17 protein-coding genes and 1 pseudogene are annotated in these 15432 nt (G+C 71.4%); 6 read left to right on the top strand and 12 right to left on the bottom strand.

The window, feature by feature from the left end:
- Window positions 1-10 precede the first annotated feature (10 nt).
- The gene (locus PV963_RS09755) at window positions 11-385 is read right to left on the bottom strand and encodes a cupin domain-containing protein (protein ID WP_274815256.1); all 375 of its coding nucleotides are present in this window, start codon (window positions 383-385) and stop codon (window positions 11-13) included.
- An 80-nt stretch (window positions 386-465) separates the two neighbouring features.
- On the opposite strand from PV963_RS09755, the gene PV963_RS09750 reads away from it, so the two are divergent.
- The 3 genes and pseudogenes from PV963_RS09750 (at window position 466) to PV963_RS09740 (ending at window position 2933) form a co-directional block, all read left to right on the top strand.
- Window positions 466-912, top strand: coding sequence for a MarR family winged helix-turn-helix transcriptional regulator (locus PV963_RS09750; protein ID WP_274815255.1), 447 nt, complete (start codon window positions 466-468; stop codon window positions 910-912).
- Between the two features lie 170 nt (window positions 913-1082).
- Window positions 1083-1941: pseudogene (locus PV963_RS09745) on the top strand (esterase/lipase family protein).
- Window positions 1942-2483: 542 nt separating this feature from the next.
- Window positions 2484-2933, top strand: a complete 450-nt coding sequence (locus PV963_RS09740; RefSeq protein ID WP_274815254.1) for a GNAT family N-acetyltransferase — start codon at window positions 2484-2486, stop codon at window positions 2931-2933.
- A 30-nt stretch (window positions 2934-2963) separates the two neighbouring features.
- Here the strand turns inward: PV963_RS09740 and PV963_RS09735 are convergent, their stop codons facing one another.
- On the bottom strand, window positions 2964-3098 hold the full coding sequence (locus PV963_RS09735) for a hypothetical protein (protein WP_274815253.1): 135 nt from the start codon (window positions 3096-3098) through the stop codon (window positions 2964-2966).
- Between the two features lie 139 nt (window positions 3099-3237).
- Between PV963_RS09735 and PV963_RS09730 the strand changes: the two genes are divergently transcribed.
- Complete coding sequence (locus tag PV963_RS09730; RefSeq protein WP_274815252.1) at window positions 3238-3870, top strand: class I SAM-dependent methyltransferase; 633 nt, start codon at window positions 3238-3240, stop codon at window positions 3868-3870.
- Between the two features lie 11 nt (window positions 3871-3881).
- Here the strand turns inward: PV963_RS09730 and PV963_RS09725 are convergent, their stop codons facing one another.
- Window positions 3882-4382 carry a DUF402 domain-containing protein gene (locus PV963_RS09725; RefSeq protein ID WP_274815251.1) on the bottom strand — a complete coding sequence of 167 codons (501 nt, stop codon included), beginning with the start codon at window positions 4380-4382 and terminating at the stop codon, window positions 3882-3884.
- Complete coding sequence (locus PV963_RS09720; protein WP_274815250.1) at window positions 4363-5289, bottom strand: GNAT family N-acetyltransferase; 927 nt, start codon at window positions 5287-5289, stop codon at window positions 4363-4365. Before PV963_RS09720 ends, PV963_RS09725 begins: the two co-directional genes overlap by 20 nt.
- A gap of 71 nt (window positions 5290-5360) precedes the next feature.
- Here PV963_RS09720 and PV963_RS09715 point away from each other — a divergent pair, with 71 nt between their 5' ends.
- A complete protein-coding gene (locus PV963_RS09715) occupies window positions 5361-5729 on the top strand; it encodes a GntR family transcriptional regulator (RefSeq protein ID WP_274815249.1) in 369 nt (122 codons plus the stop codon).
- On the opposite strand, the gene PV963_RS09710 is transcribed toward PV963_RS09715, so the two are convergent.
- From PV963_RS09710 to PV963_RS09680, 7 genes are all read right to left on the bottom strand, one after another.
- On the bottom strand, window positions 5717-6511 hold the full coding sequence (locus tag PV963_RS09710; RefSeq protein WP_274815248.1) for a DUF72 domain-containing protein: 795 nt from the start codon (window positions 6509-6511) through the stop codon (window positions 5717-5719). The two genes, PV963_RS09715 and PV963_RS09710, sit on opposite strands and share 13 nt — an antisense overlap.
- Before the next feature lie 60 nt (window positions 6512-6571).
- The gene (locus tag PV963_RS09705) at window positions 6572-6967 is read right to left on the bottom strand and encodes a hypothetical protein (RefSeq protein ID WP_274815247.1); all 396 of its coding nucleotides are present in this window, start codon (window positions 6965-6967) and stop codon (window positions 6572-6574) included.
- 114 nt (window positions 6968-7081) lie between these two features.
- Window positions 7082-8176, bottom strand: coding sequence for a DUF5925 domain-containing protein (locus tag PV963_RS09700; RefSeq protein WP_274815246.1), 1095 nt, complete (start codon window positions 8174-8176; stop codon window positions 7082-7084).
- A gap of 74 nt (window positions 8177-8250) precedes the next feature.
- Window positions 8251-9051, bottom strand: a complete 801-nt coding sequence (locus PV963_RS09695) for a polysaccharide deacetylase family protein (RefSeq protein WP_425540882.1) — start codon at window positions 9049-9051, stop codon at window positions 8251-8253.
- Complete coding sequence (locus PV963_RS09690; protein WP_274815245.1) at window positions 9044-10078, bottom strand: glycosyltransferase family 2 protein; 1035 nt, start codon at window positions 10076-10078, stop codon at window positions 9044-9046. Before PV963_RS09690 ends, PV963_RS09695 begins: the two co-directional genes overlap by 8 nt.
- Window positions 10075-10896 (bottom strand): glycosyltransferase family 2 protein, encoded by an 822-nt coding sequence (locus tag PV963_RS09685; protein WP_274815244.1) that lies wholly within the window; start codon window positions 10894-10896, stop codon window positions 10075-10077. The genes PV963_RS09690 and PV963_RS09685 overlap by 4 nt, the downstream gene beginning before the upstream one ends.
- Window positions 10897-11391: 495 nt before the next feature.
- Window positions 11392-12600 (bottom strand): S8 family peptidase, encoded by a 1209-nt coding sequence (locus PV963_RS09680; protein WP_274815243.1) that lies wholly within the window; start codon window positions 12598-12600, stop codon window positions 11392-11394.
- Between the two features lie 336 nt (window positions 12601-12936).
- On the opposite strand from PV963_RS09680, the gene PV963_RS09675 reads away from it, so the two are divergent.
- Window positions 12937-13743, top strand: coding sequence for an SGNH/GDSL hydrolase family protein (locus tag PV963_RS09675; protein WP_274815242.1), 807 nt, complete (start codon window positions 12937-12939; stop codon window positions 13741-13743).
- Window positions 13744-13747: 4 nt separating this feature from the next.
- On the opposite strand, the gene PV963_RS09670 is transcribed toward PV963_RS09675, so the two are convergent.
- Window positions 13748-15385 (bottom strand): serine/threonine-protein kinase, encoded by a 1638-nt coding sequence (locus tag PV963_RS09670; protein WP_274815241.1) that lies wholly within the window; start codon window positions 15383-15385, stop codon window positions 13748-13750.
- Window positions 15386-15432 lie beyond the last annotated feature (47 nt).

The following is a 15432-nucleotide window of genomic DNA, read 5'->3' as shown; positions in this document are numbered from 1 at the left end:
CTGCGTGACGTCAGTTGGCCCACGGCGGCACGATACGGGTGCCGTCGGCGAGCCGTGCCTCCAGGCCGACGGAGGTGGTGACCCAGGAGTACGCGGTCCGGTCGGTGGGGTTCTCGACGGCCAGGGTGGCGCCGGGGTTGACGATCACCGTGTCGCCCGCCGCGATCCGCTCGGTGCGGCCGTCGAGGGTGATCAGCAGCTCGCCGTCGAGCAGATGGAAGATCTCCTCCCGGCTGACGGTGTGCTCGGGCGCCTTGAGACCGGCGGGGATCTCACCGCGCCAGGCGCACAGCTCCTTACTGCCGCTGCGCGGGATGGCGTACGAGATGAATCGGGCGCCGTGGATCTCATGGGTGACGGCTTCGGACGAGCGGACGACGGGCATGACGGCCTCCAAGTGGTCAAGCAACTTGACTATATGGTCAAGCTGCTTGACCGTCACGTCAAGGGTGTTTCAATGCATGCGTGCAGAACTCCGAGGCCATGGCCCTGTCCGCCGCCCTGCTCGCCGTCGCCGGCGGACTCACGCAGCGCATCAACGAGAACGTGGTGGCTCGCGGCTTCGAGGGGGTGCGGCCCGCGCACGGCTTCGCCTTCGCCCGGCTCGCCCCGGATGGCGCGACGGTCACCGACCTCGCCGTCCACCTCGGGGTGACAAAGCAGGCTGCCAGCCAGCTCGTCGACGAGATGGTCCGCAAGGGATACGTCGAGCGGCGGCCGCACCCCGAGGATGCGCGGGCGCGGCTCGTCGTGTTGACCGCGCGGGGGTGGGACTGTACGCGGGCCGCGGAGGAGGCGGCTGCGGAGGCTGTGCGGGAGTGGGGGGATGTGCTGGGGGAGGAGCAAGTGCGGGTGCTGCGGGAGCAGTTGCTGCGGATCGCGCCCCGGGGGCCCGTGCGGCCTTCCTGGTGAGGGGTGTTACGTGAATCCGCCAGTGGCGGTTATCGCTGGAAGTTTTTACTGACGCGTAACTTCCAAGTTTGACTACTCGCTCGTAACTTGACGAGTGAACAGCATCCCGTGATCCGGATCACAGGGCGTCGTGCCGTCGCACCTCCCTTGAGCCGCAAGGAGATCACTCGATGCTGCCCTGGAAACGAGTGTTCAGACCCCTGGCCGCGCTGCTGCTGACCGCCGCGGCCGTCACCGTCCCCGCCAACTCCGCCCAGGCGGCCGGCGCCCCGAGCTCCGGCTGGAACGACTATTCCTGCAAGCCGTCCGCCGCCCATCCCCGCCCTGTCGTCCTCGTCCACGGCACCCTCGGGAACTCCATCGACAACTGGCTGGGCCTCGCCCCCTACCTGAAGGTCCGCGGTTACTGCGTCTTCTCCCTCGACTACGGCCAGTTGGAGGGCGTCCCCTTCTTCCACGGCCTCGGACCCGTCGAGAAGTCGGCCGGACAGCTCAAGGAGTTCGTCGACAAGGTGCTCGCCGCCACCGGCCCCCGAGACCGACGTCGTCGGGCACTCGCAGGGCGGCATGATGCCCCGCTGGTATCTGCGGTTCCTCGGCGGAGCCGCCAAGGTGAACGCCCTGGTCGGCATCGCGCCCAGCAACCACGGCACCGACCTGAACGGCTTCACCGACCTGCTGCCCTACTTCCCGGGCGCCGCCGACCTGTTGGCGAAGAGCACCCCCGCCCTTGCCGACCAGGTCACCGGCTCCGACTTCCTCAAGCGGCTCAACGCGGGCGGCGACACCGTGCCAGGCGTGCGCTACACCGTCATCGCCACCAAGTACGACGAGGTGGTCACGCCGTGGCGCAGCCAGTACCTGAGCGGGCCGGACGTGCGCAACGTCCTGCTCCAGGACCTGTGCCCGGTCGACCTGTCCGAGCATGTGGCCATCGGGCTGTTCGACCGGATCGCCTTCCACGAGGTGGCCAACGCCCTCGACCCGGCTCGGGCCAGGCCCACCACGTGCGCGTCGGCGTTCGACTGACACGTGTATTCGGCTGACACGTGCAGGGAAACGTTTCGGGGTCTGTCCGGCCTGAGCCGCCGGACAGACCCCGAGTCCTGGGCCAGAGGCCGTGGCGACTGCCGCTCACCGTCCGCCGCCGGGCCGACAGGAACAGGGCCGACGCGCCGAGCGCCGGCGCGGCCGCGCCGCCGATCGCGGCGTACGCGGTGCCGATGTCGCCGCCGGTCTCGGCGAGGTTCTCCGTGGCACCGGCCGCCTTCGGCTGGTTGGGAGCGGCTTCGGCCGCCTCGGGCCGGCTCGGGGCGGTGTTCTCCGGGGCGCAGCCGGCTCGGCCGAAGTGCTGGGGTCGTTGTCGCCGTGCCCGTGGTTGCACGCGGCCGACTCGGGACTCTCCAGGCCCTCGGCGTAGCACGGTCAGGGTGAGCGGGAGGGCGCCGAGGGCGGCGGCGGTGACTGCCGTGCGGGCGTGCGGGCGTGCGGGCGTGCGGGCACGCGGGGGAGATCCTTATGGCCCGCTTGAGTGAGTGCTCAGACCGGCATCAGGTAGGTACCGTCTCGGCATGGCAGACGAGGAGACCCGGCCGGCCGGCGCCGCCGACGTACCGGTCGTCGAGGGCGTGATCGACGCGGCTTTCCGCCCGTACATCGAGCGCATCGGACGGGTGCCGCAGCCCATGGAGGAGGACCACGCGGCGAACGTGGCCGCGGGCAAGGTGTTCGTGACGGGCGATCCCGTGACCGGCCTCGTCGTGGTCGAGGCGTTCGAGGACCATCTCTTCCTCGACATCATCGCCGTCCACCCCACCGCGCACGGCAGGGGAGTGGGGCGACGGCTGCTGCGGTTCGTGGACGCGCACGCGCGTGCGCTGGGGCTGCCCGAGGTCAGGCTCTACACGAACGCGCTGATGTGGGAGAACCAGGAGATCTATCCGAAGTACGGCTATGAGCTGGTGGAGCGACGACTGGACGGGCCCTACGACCGCGTCCACTACCGCAAGCGGCTGCTCTGACGCGTGCGTCTCATGATCGGCACCGGCCGCTCAGGCGTCCGGCCACCAGGTGCGTGCGATGTCCCTGCGGACCTCCGGGCGCCCGGCGGGGCGCTCGTCGACCTCCTCGCGGAGCCGGCGGACGTCCGACTTCTTCAGGGGCTTCTGCACGGTCACACGGCGCATGGCTGCCTCCTTAAGGGGCTACCGGGTTCCGCGTTCTCACGGAGGTAGACCTTTCGGGGGAGAGTTCCTCATCGCTCCTGGTCTGTCAGTGGCGGCTGTCACGATTCGAGTGTCAGTGGCGGGTGTCACTCTTGGGCACATGGCGAACGACAGTGACGGGACGACCTCGGCGGACATCGGCGCCGACGTGGACTGGGACGCGCGGGCCGCCGGCTTCGACGAGGAGCCGGACCACGGGCTGCGCGACCCGGAGGTGCGCCGGGCCTGGGCCGCGCGGCTGCGCTCCTGGCTGCCCGGGCAGGCGGGTGACGTCCTCGATCTCGGCTGCGGCACCGGCAGTCTGTCGCTCCTCGCGTCCGAGCAGGGGCACCGGGTGACGGGCGTGGATCTCTCCCCGGCGATGGTGACGCTCGCCCGGCACAAGTCGGCCGGGCGTGACGCGGTGTTCCTCATCGGTGACGCGGCGGCACCGCCGGTCGGTGAGCAGCGCTTCGACGCCGTGCTCGTACGGCATGTCCTGTGGGCCCTGCCCGACCCCGGCCGCGCCCTGCGGCACTGGGCCGGGCTGCTGCGGCCGGGAGGACGCCTCGTGCTGATCGAGGGGGTGTGGGGGACGGCCGAGCCGCCGGTCGGGATACCGGCGGAGCGGCTCACCGGCCTTCTCGCGCCGATCGCCCGGCAGGTGAGCGTGGAGCGGCTGTCCGGCGATCCGCTGCTGTGGGGCGGGGAGGTGGCGGACGAGCGGTACGCGGTGGTGGCCGTGACGGCGTGAACGGGGAGGGTTCAGGCCAGGAGCGGGGTGAAATCGCCGCCGCGAGCCAGTGACTCCAATTCGTCGAGTGCGGCGAGCGCGGCTGCTGCTGCCTCGGGGTCCGTCTCGCTGAGGCCGCTGTCTGCGAACTCGTCCTCGTCCAGGCGCCGTACGTCCGTGCCGTCCGCGGAGACCCACAGGTCAAGGTCGAGGTCCTCCACGACCAGTTCCGGGCCGGAGCGCGAGGCGGGGCGGGTGATGTCGCAGTACCAGCCCTTCAGCGCGCCCGTGGCCGAGCGGACCTCCTTCACCGCGTACCAGCGGTCACGCCAGTAGTACTCCGTGAAGACGTCCCCGGGCTCGAAGCGGACGAAGCCGAAGTCGCGGACGCCGCTGCCCGCCCACGGGGCACGGACCGCGAGGCGGGTGCCGTCGTCCGTCAGGAGCTCGCCGGTGTAGCGGATCTTCGTACGGCCCGCCTTGACGAGCACGACGTCCAGCTGGCCGGACCGGTCAGCCGAGTTCGCGGACATAACGCACTTCCTTCGCACAGATCTCGTAGCCGAACCACTTGTTGATGGCGATCATCGGTTCGTTTCCGGTGTCGTTGCCGGTGAACGCCTCCGTGTACCCCGCGGCGCGGGCCCGGTGCAGGGAGTCGTTCTTGGCGAGCTTCGCCAGACCTCGGCCGCGGAACGCCCGGGCGGTGCCGGTCATGGCGGTCCCGTAGCGGCTGCCGTCGGTGTGCGCCAGGCTGAAGGCGGCGGGGCGGCCGTCGACGAGGGCGACCGTGGTCAGGTCCCGGTTGAGGAGCGGGTGCTTCCAGTTCTGTTCGAGCCAGGCCTCGTAGTCCGTGAACTCGGTATCGATGTCGCTCGGTTCGTCCGACACCGTCTCGGCGTCCAGTGCGAACAACGGGCGCGGGTCGTCCGCGAAGTCGGCGGCCGTGCGCAGCTCGACGCCGGCCGGCGGGTGCTCGCGGGGCGGCAGCGTGCCGCCTGCCAGGTCCAGGCGCAGGAAGTAGGCGGAGCGGCTGGCCCGGAAGCCGTGCCGCTCGGCGAAGGCGAGGTTGTCCGGCTCGTCCAGCACCCAGGCGAACAGCTTCCGCACGCCCAGCCCCGCCAAGCGCTCCTCGGCGGTACGCAGCAGGAGCGAACCGGCGCCGCGGTGCCTGCGCTCGGGGCGTACGTAGATGTTGGCGGAGCCCTGGCCGGGTTCCGGGCTGTCGTGGGCGACGCTGATCTGGGCCGTGCCGATGATCTCGCCGTCCTCCTCCGCGACGAGCTGCCCGAAGTGGGAGTCCGGGTGGGCGCGGGTCAGGGTGTGCACCACGGACTCGGGTGTGGACAGCATGTAGGGCAGGGCGAGGCGGCGGGTCCGGGAGAACCCCTCGGCGTCGGCTCGGACGTCGAGTCGCAGGTCGCGCACGATCACGGTCATGGAGGCGCACGTTACGCGGGGGCGCACGCCGGGTGCCTCCCATTTTCCGTCGGGTACGGGACAATCGGCCTGTGACCTTGAAGATCGACATCGACGACAGTGCTCCGCCGTACGAGCAGGTGCGGGCGCGGATCTCCGAGCAGGCGCGGTCGGGGGAGCTGCCGGTGGGATACCGGCTGCCGACCGTGCGAGGGCTGGCCGAGTCGCTGGGGCTCGCCGCGAACACGGTCGCCAAGGCGTACCGGGCGCTGGAGGCGGACGGCGTGATCGAGACGCGGGGCCGCCACGGCACGTTCGTGGCCGCCGCCGGCTCGGCGGCGGACCGGGAGCTGGCGGTCGCCGCCCAGGCGTTCGCGGAGCGGGCTCGCAGGCTCGGGCAGGGGGAGGACGCGGCGCTCGCCGCCGTACGGGATGCCCTGCGGGCGTCTTACGGGGAGTAGGGCGCTGCTCGGCCGGCCTGCGCCAGACGCTCGGGTGTCCGTGTGATCTCCAGGCCCGCCGACCTCCCCAGCCGCGCGAACGTCATCGCGTCCGCCACCGCCGCACCACCCGGGTCGTTGTTGAAGTACGCGTAGACGTCCTCGCCGTCGGACCAGGTCGTGGCGATGCGGTCGAGCCACGTGGCGAGGGAGCGGCGGCCGTAGTGCGGCCAGGGCCGGGCGCGGCCCTGGTGGAAGCGGACGTAGCCCCAGTCGGTCGTGCGCCACAGCGGCGTCGCGGGGCGGGCCAGGACGTCGGCCCAGCACAGGGCCGCGCGCCGGGACTCCAGGACCGCGCGGACCTCCGGCGTCCACCAGGAGTCGTGGCGGGGCTCGACCGCGACCCGGGTCGAGGCGGGGAAGCAGGCGAGGCAGGCGTCCAGGAGGCCCGGATCGGCACGCAGGTTGGGCGGGAGCTGGAGGAGCACCGGGCCGAGCCGGTCACCGAGACCCGCCGCGTGGCTCATCAGGCGGTCGACCGGCTCCTCGGGGTCCTTCAGCCGCTTGATGTGGGTCAGATAGCGGCTCGCCTTGACCGCGACCACGAAGTCCGCGGGCACCCGCCCGCGCCAGTCCTCGAACGTCTCCCGGGCCGGCAGCCGGTAGAAGGCGTTGTTGATCTCGACGGTGGCGAAGTGCCCGGCGTACTCCTCCAGCCACAGTCGCATCGGCAGCCCGGACGGGTACAGGACGTCCCGCCAGTCCTTGTACTGCCACCCGGACGTGCCGACGAACAGGGTCATATCCCTATCAAAGCACCACACGCCCTGGGAGGGTGGCAGTGGCGACCTTGGTCCTCGCCCCTACGCGTCGGCGCGCGTGTGGAAGCGGTAGAACAGCAGCAGGAAGACGGCTGCCGTGACCAGCAGCGTCGTGATGACCACAGGACGGATGTCGTCGCCGGTCTGGCTGTAGAGGAAGCCCAGTGCGGCGCCGGCGAAGGCGGCCCGGAGCAGGGCGTGCAGGGCGTGCAGGTCGCGTCTGAGGCGCCGGGTCACCTGGACCACGGCGATGCAGACGGCTGTGAAGGCGAGCCCGCTCCACACACCCCACGCCAGATCCGGTCCGGTGATCGGACCACCGTGACGCCGGTTCACCGCGACCCAGTTGCCGTAGACGAGACCGAGGGCGACGGGCAGGACCCACCGCGCGACGCGGTGGGTGGGTTCGCTGAAGACGGTGGGTGCCGTGTGTGCCATCGGAGGCCTCCCTGGTCCATGCGGAGCTCGGCGTCGCTCCTGCGCACACCGTCGCACGCCTTGGTGACAGGGAGGTGAGAAACGGTTGTGAGCGAACCCAGCGGGCGGTCCCCGCTACAGATACAACCCCGCGTCGGCGTCCCCGCGCGGTTCCGGCAGGGCCGTCGGGGACGTGCCCCGGCGCAGCGCGTACAGCTCGGCCAGCGTCGCGCCCTCGCGGCCGACGCCGTCCTCGCGCCCCAGCCAGCTCACCGCCTCACGGCGGGTCAGCGGACCCACCTCGATCCGGGCGAGGCAGCGGCCGGGCCGGACGACGGCGGGGTGCAGGCGCTCCAGGTCCTCGTTGGTCGTGACCCCGACCAGGACGTTGCGGCCCTGGCCGAGCAGTCCGTCCGTCAGGTTCAGCAGCCGCGACAGCGCCTGGCCCGCCGTGTGCTTGGCCTCGCCGCGGATCAGCTCGTCGCAGTCCTCCAGGAGCAGCAGCCGCCAGCGGCCCTTGCCCGCCGCGTCCTCCTCGCCGATCGCGATGTCCATCAGATAGCCGACGTCACTGAACAGCCGCTCGGGGTCCAGGACGCAGTCCACCTGGCACCAGTCCCGCCAGGAACGGGCGAGGGTGCGCAGCGCCGACGTCTTGCCGGTGCCCGGCGGGCCGTGCAGGAGGAGGAGCCGGCCCGAGATGTCCTCGGGGGTCGTCTTCATCAGGCGGTCCATCGCGTCCGCCACCGGCGCCGTGTAGTTGGGCCGGATCTCGTCCCAGGTGCCCGCCGCGATCTGGCGCGTGGTGCGGTGCGGGCCGCGGCGCGGGGAGACGTACCAGAAGCCCATCGTGACGTTCTCCGGCTGCGGCTCGGGTTCGTCCGCCGCGCCGTCCGTGGCCTGGTCGAGGATCTTCTCGGCCAGTTCGGCGCTGGTCGCCGTCACCGTGACGTCGGCGCCCCGGTTCCAGCGGGAGATCAGCAGCGTCCAGCCGTCGCCCTCCGCGAGCGTCGCGCTGCGGTCGTCGTCCCGGGCGGCGCGCAGCACGCGGGCACCGGGCGGCATCAGCGTCGCCCCGGACCGTACGCGGTCGATGTTCACGGCGTGGGAGTACGGCTGCTCGCCCGTCGCGAAGCGGCCGAGGAACAGCGCGTCGACGACATCGGACGGGGAGTCGGAGTCGTCGACGTTGAGCCGGATCGGCAGCGCCTCGTGCGGGTTTCCAGACATGCCGCCATGATCCGGCACGAGGGCGCCGCGTGCACGCGGTTTCCCGGTGCACGCGGCGTGTTCCCGGGTGCTGGTCAGGCCCCGAGGCGGGAGATCAGCCGGCGTGCCTGGCGTGTCCTGCGGACCATGGCGTAGCCCTTGGTCAGGGCACGGTCCCGGGCGAACGTACGGGCGATCGCACGGCCTTCGACCAGCCGCTCGAACTCGTCGGTGCCCGTGCTGCGGCGCACCGTCACGCGCCGCAGGGCGTACGGCCCCTGCGCACGGCGCGCGAGGCCGTTGCCGACGGCGAGTGCCTGGGCGTAGCCCGTCTCGTGCACCGCCTCCCGCACCCGGCGGCTGGAGTAGCCGTAGGGATAGGCGAACGAGGCCGGTACGGTGCCCAGTTGGTCCGCGACGATCTCCTTGCAGTGGATCAGCTCGAACCGCAGTGTGGCGTCGGAGACCTGGTCGAGCTGCGGATGGCTGTGGCTGTGTCCGCCGATCTCGACGCCCGCCGCCGCGAGCTCGCGGACCTGGTCCCAGTCCAGCATGGTGTCCAGGCCGCCTCCGGTGTCGTACGGCCCCTTTATCCACCCGGTCGAGACGAACAGGGTGGCCGGGAAGCCGTGCTTGGCGAGGACGGGCAGGGCGTGCCGGTGCACGCCCTCGTAGCCGTCGTCGAAGGTGATGAGGACCGGCCGCTCGGGCAGCGCGCGGCCGGAGCGCCAGCACGCCGCCAGCTCGGCCGTGGTGACGGGGCTGAGACCCCGGTCCGCGAGCACCGCCATCTGCTCGGCGAACGCCTCCGGGGTGACGGACAGGGCGCGGGTCGCGTCGTTCGGATCGGTCGCGACCGCGTGGTACATGAGGATCGGTACGCGTGCGTCACTCACGGAGCACCGCCCCCTTTGCCCCGGGCACGGACAACTCGGGCACCGAAAACGTGGTTCCGCCCCGGCGCGCCCGGACGCTGCCGACGACGTATCCGCCCGCCGCCGTCAGCACCCCGGCGACGATCGCCCCCGCCCGCCCGGCACCGCCCGGTCGGGCCAGCAGGGCGTCCCGCAGCCCCCGGGCCACCCCGGCCGGCAGGACCCGGGTGGCGTACCGGCGTTCGGACTCCAGCCCTTTGTCGGCGCCGACACTCCGGGCGACCAGGGCCTTGGACAGGCCCTCGGCGTACGTGCGCGTGCGGAAGTAGCGGAAGTGCTCGCGGGCCTCGGGCACCCGGTGGTGGATCACCGCCCGGTCGTCGATCAGCAGCACCGCGTCCGGCCGGGCCCGGCTGAGACGGATGCACAGTTCCGTCTCCTCGCAGCCCAGCGGGCGTTTGTCGCCGTCCCGGCCGATGCCGGTGGCGAAACCGCCCGCCGCGTCGAAGGCGCTGCGGCGGAACGAGGCGTTGCCGCCGAGCACGTTGCGCACCCGGACCCGGCCGGGCGGCAGGCCGCGGTAGGTGCAGCCCACCACCCAGTCGAACTCCTCGGGGAACCAGCCGGGCCGCCGCCCCGACGCCCAGACCGGCTCGGTGCGCCCGCCGACCGCCATCACGCGCGGGTCGGCGTACGCCTCGGCGAAGTGCAGCAGCCAGTCGCGCTCGGCCACGGCGTCGTCGTCGAGGAAGGCGACGACCTCGCCGCGCGCGGCGGCGATGCCGGTGTTGCGGCCGGCGGACAGGCCGCGCGGGCCCGCGTTGGCGAGCACCCGCACCACTGCGCCGCCGGAGGGCTCCTGGTCCTCCTGGTGATCCTTGTACTCCTTGGCCAGCCGCTCCCGGAGCGTGTCGTTGTGGTCGACGACCAGCAGTGTCTCCAGGGCGGGCCGTGACTGCGCCCGCACCGAGGAGACCGCCGCGAGGATGTCCTCCCAGCGGTCCTCGGTGTACGCGCAGATCACGACGGAGATGCCGGGACCGCTCAAGACACCTCTCCCCGGACGGAGTCGAGCATCGGCGACTGGGGCGAACGGCGGCGCAGCGCCCGGCGGTTGGAGCGCTCCTGGAGGATCACTTTGAGCACGCGCAGCCCGTCGCGCACGGCTCGCAGGTTGCTGGTGCCGTGGATGCGCAGGTACTCGTGGCTCGGGATCTCCTGCACCTTGAGCCCGGCCTTGACGACCCGGATGTTCATCAGCGTCTCGACCTCGAAGCCGGTGCAGTCGAGGTCGATCTTGTCGAGGCAGTGCCGCCAGAACGCGTTGTAGCCGTAGCACAGGTCGGTGTAGCGGGCGCCGAACTTGCGGTTGACGACCGTGCACAGCGCCCAGTTGCCGAGCTTGCGGATGAAGGTCATGTCGTCCGTGCCGCCGCCGTTGGCGAAGCGGGAGCCCTTGGCGAAGTCCGCGCCGGAGACCAGCGCGGAGACGTACGACACGATCTCGTTGCCGTCCGCCGAGCCGTCCGCGTCGACCATCACGATGATGTCGCCGGTGCACGCCTGGAACCCGGTGATCAGGGCGTCGCCCTTGCCCTTGCCGCGCTGCTCGACGACCTTGACGTCGGGCCACAGCTCGCGGGCCACCTGGACGGTGCCGTCGGTGGAGTTGCCGTCGACCAGGACCACTTCGTGGATCCAGTCGGGCAGGGTCTTGAAGACGTACGGAAGGTTCTCCGCCTCGTTCATGGCCGGGATGACCACGCTCACCGGCGGCGCAATGGCCAGGTGAGAGGAGACGGGCCGGTACTTCCCGGCGGTCGGCGGATACTGCTCCGCCGCGGCCGGCTGCAGAACTGAGCTCATGAGTCTGGTCCCTCTCGTCCGGTGGACCGCCCCCCCAGGGCAGTCCGGATCCAATCCGGTTCGAAAGGGGGGTTCTCACCCGTGGCACGCCGAGATGGAGCTTCGGGCACGCCGGGTGAGCTGGCAAAGCTGGCCGACGGCGAAAAACGGCAGCCGACCGCGCGGCACGGCTCGAAGACAGTTGCGGTCACCGAGCACGGCACCCCCCTACCGCGCCCCGCGTCGGTTCGTCGCGGTCCTTGAGCCCTCCCCTAGAGCCGCGTACTGACGGACCGATGCGGGTGAGATGTATGACGGTATTGACGATTGAACCCGTATGGCAAGACCTGGAACGGCCCCTCACGTTTTTGTTGGTTTGGTCGTTGCGGGATGCGTTTCGTGGGGCGCAAGTTGAAAGGTTCCGGTGGCGGAAACAACCGTTCCCCGCCAGGCGTGTCGAGCCTGGCGGGGAACGGTTGTTCAGGTGCTGGTAGTCCGTGCCGGTGTCCGTGCCGGTTACGGAACGAGCTTCAGCAGCCGGTTCGGCGAGCCCGAACCCGCGCTGGTGACCTTGCCGGTGGTGGCGCCGCCGACCAGGGCCGAGGCGACCTGGGCCGGGGTGGCAGAGGTGTGGCCCGCCAGGTAGACCGCCGCCGCGCCCGCGACGTGCGGGGTCGCCATCGAGGTGCCGGAGATGGTGTTGGTCGCGGTGTCGCTGGTGTGCCAGCCGGCCGTGATGGAGGAGCCGGGCGCGAAAATGTCCAGGGCCGAGCCGTAGTTGGAGTAGCTCGCCTTGGCGTCGGTGCTGGTGGTGGCGCCGACGGTGATCGCCTCGGCGACCCGGGCCGGGGAGGACGAGGAGGCGGTGGTGCTGCTGTTGCCCGCGGCGACGGCGTAGGTGACGCCGCTGGCTATGGAGTTGCGGACGGCCGTGTCCAGCGAGGCGGAGGCGCCGCCGCCGAGCGACATGTTGGCGACCGAGGGGCCGGAGTGGTTCTTCGTCACCCAGTCGATGCCCGCGATCACACCGGCCGTGGTGCCGGAGCCGCTGTTGTTCAGCACCCGCACCCCGACGATTTTCGCCTTCTTGGCGACGCCGTAGGTCGAGCCCGCGATCGTGGTGGCCACATGGGTGCCGTGGCCGTTGCCGTCGGAGGCGTTGTTGTCGCCGTCGACGGCGTCGTAACCGTGCGCGGCACGGCCGCTGATCTGCTGGTGGGTGATGCGCACACCGGTGTCGATCACATAGACCGTCACGCCGGTGCCCGCGCTGTCCGGGTAGGTGTAGGTGCGGGAGAGCGGGAGGGAGGTCTGATCGATGCGGTCCAGGCCCCAGGGAGCGTTGGTCTGGGTGGCGGACAGCTGGACGCGCTGGTTCTGCTCGACCGAGGCCACCGCCGGGTCGGCGGCGAGGCGCCTGGCCTCGGTGGCGGAGAGGGTGGCGGAGTAGCCGTTCAGCGCCTTGCCGAACGTCTTGCGCACGGACCCGCCGTACTCCTCGACGAGATCCTTGCCCGCGGCCGAGGACGCCTTCAGGCCCGCGCTCTTCTTGAGCGTGACGATGTAGCTGTCCTTGATCGCGGCCGGGGAGTCCGCGGCGAGCACCCGGCCCTCGGCGGGAGCGGCGGCCTGGGCGGGGAGGGCGGTGAGCCCGCCCACGAGGGCGGCGGTCGCCGACAGGGTGATCGCGGCGAACCCGAGTCTCTTGCTACGCAGTTGTGCCATTACGAGGGAGTCCTCCTCTAGGCGGCGCGCGCCTGGGTGGGGCGCGCGTCATGTGGGGGATGTGCGCGTGCTCGCGCACACGGCCGGGAGCGTCGCGTTCCGCCCTCGGCCGGAGTAAAGCGTCGACCATCTACCGGCGTAGAACAAGAGAGTTGAGCACTAGTCAACAAATCTGTCATGGGCACGTAACAAGAAGTGCCGAGTACGTAACAAGGCGTCAGGCGGACGCGCCGCGCCCGCCCCGGAAAGGGCCGAAAAGGCTTGGCATGGACACTTCCTGTCAACACGCGTAGCTGCTACGACGGTTGTGGCAGAGATCCTGCTAAGGGAGGTTCCATGAGACGTTCCCGACTTGTCGCCTTCGTGGGCTCGCTCCTCCTCGCCGCCGGCACCGCCCTCACCGGGGCAGCCACGGCGCAGGCGTCCTCACTCGCCCCAACTGGCGGCTACGCAGCGCTCGGTGACTCCTACTCCTCCGGAGTGGGCGCCGGCAGCTACATCAGCTCAAGCGGCGACTGCAAGCGCAGCACGAAGGCCTACCCCTACCTCTGGGCCGCCGCCCACTCACCCTCCACCTTCGATTTCACGGCCTGCTCCGGCGCCCGAACGGGTGATGTTCTGTCCGGACAGCTCGGCCCGCTCAGCAGCGCCACCGGCCTCGTCTCCATCAGTGTCGGCGGCAACGACGCCGGATTCGCCGACGTCATGACGACCTGTGTGACCCAGTCCGACAGCGCCTGCATCTCCCGCATCAACACCGCACGGGCGTACGTCGACTCCACGCTGCCCGGCAAGCTCGACAGCGTGTACTCGGCGATCCGCTCCAAGGCACCCAACGCCCACGTCGTCGTGCTCGGCTACCCCCGCTTCTACAAGCTCGGCACCACCTGCCTCGGCCTCTCCGAGGCCAAGCGCAAGGCCATCAACGACGCCTCCGACCACCTCAACACCGCCATCGCCAAGCGCGCCGCCAACCACGGCTTCACCTTCGGCGACGTACGCCCGGCCTTCACCGGCCACGGGATCTGTTCCGGCGACTCCTGGCTGCACAGCGTCAACTGGCTCAACATCGGCGAGTCGTACCACCCGAAGGCAACCGGCCAGTCGGGCGGCTATCTGCCCGTGCTCAACGCCAACGACTGACCGCTCAGCCGGAGTCCGTGTCCGACTCCGTGTCAGAACCCCCGTCCGAACCCGTGTCCGAAGGAGAAGGGGAGGCCCCGCCCGTCGGGGTCTCCGTCTCGCACGTGATCGAGAACGGCACCGACTCGGACGTCGTCCGCACCGGCTCCCGCACCTCGACACCGATCTCGTTCTCGAACGTCCCGCTCTCCGCGTCCGTCGTCACGGTCACCGCGTCCTGCTTCGTACGGCCGCCGCCCTCCGGGAACGACAGCGTCTTCCAGCCCCCGTCGAGCACCGAGCCGTCCTGCGTCACCCAGCGGTAGCGCACCTCGGCCGGCAGCCGCCCCACCGTGAACGTCGCCGTGAACCTCGGCGTCTCGGCGCTCGGCGGCGGACACGGGCCCGAGTAGTCCGTGCGCGTGCCGTCCAGGCCGACCCGCACCGACTGCGGCGGCGGACTGCTCTCCTCGCTCTCGCTCTCGCTCGGCGTCGGGGAAGGACTGGACTTCCCGCTCCCGGTGTTCCGCGGCGGATCCTTGGTCTCGGCGGGTGTACTCGCCCCGGCGCCCCGGTTGCCGTTCCCGTCGCCGCCCCCGCGGTTCAGCAGCGCGTACGTCAGCCCGCCCACCGCGAGCGCCAGCGCGACCACGCCCGCGACCAGCGCCCGGCCGGCCCGGCGGTCGCGGTCCTGACCGGCCGCCGTCGTCGTCGCACCGGAACCGGACGCCGCCGACCGACCCGGGAAGGGCATCGGGGGCGTGGGAGAGGGCTCGGGACGGGCCGCCACCGTCGGCGGATACGGCATCGCCCGTACGGTGCCCGCGTGCGGCGAGCCGCCCGCGGCGATGACCCGCAGGTCCTGCTCGGTCCGCTCGGCCGGCAGCCGCTGCGCGGGATCCTTGCGCAGCAGCCCCTCGATGACCGGGGCGAGCGGACCGGCCCGGTGCGGCGGCGGCAGCTCCTCGTCGACGATCGCGCGCAGCGTGCTCAGCGGGGTGTCGTGACGGAACGGCGAGTGGCCCTCGACCGCCGCGTACAGCAGCACACCGAGCGACCACAGGTCGGACTCCGGGCCCGGCGTGCGGCCGAGCGCCCGCTCCGGGGCGAGGAACTCGGGCGAGCCGATGACCTCCCCGGTCATGGTCAGCGCGGAGCTGCCCTCGACCATGGCGATCCCGAAGTCGGTGAGCACGATCCGGCCGTCGTTCGCGATCAGCACATTGGCCGGTTTCACATCCCGGTGCAGCACCCCGGCCTCGTGCGCGGCCCGCAGCGCGGCCAGCACCTCGGCGCCGATGTGCGCGGCACGCTGCGGCGGCATCGGGCCCTCGGCGTCCAGGACCTCGGCCAGGGAGAGCCCGCGGACCAGTTCCATGACGATCCACGGCCGGCCGCCGTCCGTCGCCACGTCGTACACCGTCACCACGTTCCGGTTGGCGACCCGGGCCGCGGCCCACGCCTCCCGCTCCAGCCGGGCGTACATCCGCTGCACGTCGTCGCCCCCCAGTCCGGCCGGGGCGCGCACCTCCTTGACGGCGACCTCGCGGTGCAGCACCTCGTCGCGGGCGCGCCACACCGTCCCCATACCGCCCTCGCCGAGCGGTGCCAGGAGCCGGTAGCGGCCCGCGATCACACGCTCATGGCCCGGTTCTTCGGACACGGCGCCCCCATTCGCAGCCGGGCGAAATCTCCATGAGGTCTGTTTTC

The organism is Streptomyces coeruleorubidus (assembly GCF_028885415.1).
Taxonomy (GTDB): domain Bacteria; phylum Actinomycetota; class Actinomycetes; order Streptomycetales; family Streptomycetaceae; genus Streptomyces; species Streptomyces coeruleorubidus_A.
This window is presented reverse-complemented; position numbering and strand designations above follow the sequence as displayed.